General features: G+C 54.5%; 1 rRNA gene (only partly in view). It reads left to right on the forward strand.

The window, feature by feature from the left end:
- A 23S ribosomal RNA gene (locus M467_RS16085) occupies positions 1-2,177 on the forward strand; it begins 737 nt to the left of the window's first position.
- Positions 2,178-2,215 lie beyond the last annotated feature (38 nt).

The following is a 2,215-nucleotide window of genomic DNA, read 5'->3' on the forward strand; positions in this document are numbered from 1 at the left end:
CATGTCCAGGATGAAGGTCAGGTAACACTGACTGGAGGTCCGAACCCACGCACGTTGAAAAGTGCGGGGATGAGGTGTGGGTAGCGGTGAAATGCCAATCGAACCTGGAGATAGCTGGTTCTCCCCGAAATAGCTTTAGGGCTAGCCTCGAGGTGTAGAGTTCCGGAGGTAGAGCACTGATTGGACTAGGGGCCCCCACAGGGTTACCGAATTCAGTCAAACTCCGAATGCCGGCAACTTGTACTCGGGAGTCAGACTGCGAGTGATAAGATCCGTAGTCGAAAGGGAAACAGCCCAGACCATCAGCTAAGGTCCCAAAGTGTATGTTAAGTGGAAAAGGATGTGGCGTTGCACAGACAACTAGGATGTTGGCTTAGAAGCAGCCACCATTCAAAGAGTGCGTAATAGCTCACTAGTCGAGTGACGCCGCGCCGAAAATGTAACGGGGCTAAACATACCACCGAAGCTATGGATCCCGTAAGGGATGGTAGGGGAGCGTTCCAAGCAGCAGTGAAGCGGTATCGTGAGGAGCCGTGGAGCGCTTGGAAGTGAGAATGCCGGTGTGAGTAGCGAAAAGAGGGGTGAGAATCCCCTCCGTCGAAAGCCCAAGGTTTCCTGAGGAAGGCTCGTCCGCTCAGGGTTAGTCTGGACCTAAGCCGAGGCCGAAAGGCGTAGGCGATGGACAACAGGTTGATATTCCTGTACCGCCGTACCACCGTTTGAACGATGGGGGGACGCAGAAGGATAAGGTAACCGTGCGACTGGAAGTGCACGGACAAGCAGCGAGGCCGTCGGGTTGGCAAATCCGCCCGACACACAAGGTTGAGCTGTGACGTGGAGCCCGTAGGGCGAAGTACCGGATTTCACGCTGCCAAGAAAAGCCTCTAGTAAGGAGGTCGGCGCCAGTACCGTAAACCGACACAGGTAGGCGAGATGAGAATTCTAAGACGCGCGGGATAACTCTCGTTAAGGAACTCGGCAAAATGGTCCCGTAACTTCGGGAGAAGGGACGCTTATGGCAACATAAGCCGCAGTGAATAGGCCCAAACGACTGTTTAGCAAAAACACAGGTCTCTGCTAAATCGCAAGATGAAGTATAGGGGCTGACGCCTGCCCGGTGCTGGAAGGTTAAGGGGATGTGTCATCGCAAGAGAAGCACTGAACCGAAGCCCCAGTAAACGGCGGCCGTAACTATAACGGTCCTAAGGTAGCGAAATTCCTTGTCGGGTAAGTTCCGACCCGCACGAAAGGCGTAACGATTTGGGCACTGTCTCAACGAGAGACCCGGTGAAATCATAGTACCTGTGAAGATGCAGGTTACCCGCGACAGGACGGAAAGACCCCATGGAGCTTTACTACAGCCTGATATTGAGGCTTTGTACGCGATGTACAGGATAGGTGGGAGTTTGTGAAGCCGGAGCGCCAGCTTCGGTGGAGACACCCTTGGGATACCACCCTTTGCGTATAGAGTCTCTAACTCGCAGCCGTGATCCGGCTGGAGGACCGTGTCAGGTGGGTAGTTTGACTGGGGCGGTCGCCTCCTAAACAGTAACGGAGGCGCCCAAAGGGTCCCTCAGAATGGTTGGAAATCATTCGAAGAGTGCAAAGGCAGAAGGGAGCTTGACTGCGAGACCTACAAGTCGAGCAGGGACGAAAGTCGGGCTTAGTGATCCGGTGGTTCCGCATGGAAGGGCCATCGCTCAACGGATAAAAGCTACCCTGGGGATAACAGGCTGATCTCCCCCAAGAGTCCACATCGACGGGGAGGTTTGGCACCTCGATGTCGGCTCATCGCATCCTGGGGCTGGAGTAGGTCCCAAGGGTTGGGCTGTTCGCCCATTAAAGCGGTACGCGAGCTGGGTTCAGAACGTCGTGAGACAGTTCGGTCCCTATCCGTCGTGGGCGCAGGAAATTTGAGGAGAGCTGTCCTTAGTACGAGAGGACCGGGATGGACGCACCGCTGGTGTACCAGTTGTTCCGCCAGGAGCATCGCTGGGTAGCTACGTGCGGACGGGATAAGTGCTGAAAGCATCTAAGCATGAAGCCCCCTCCGAGATGAGATTTCCCTTTGAGCAATCAAGAAAGACCCCTCAGAGACGATGAGGTAGATAGGTCATGGGTGGAAGCACGGCGACGTGTGGAGCTGAATGATACTAATCGGTCGAGGCTTTGATCTAGTCTAATGGTTTGTGTGAATTGATGAGTCTTCAGTTTT

The sequence above is a fragment of the Exiguobacterium chiriqhucha RW-2 genome, from assembly GCF_000416965.1.
GTDB lineage: Bacteria > Bacillota > Bacilli > Exiguobacteriales > Exiguobacteriaceae > Exiguobacterium > Exiguobacterium chiriqhucha.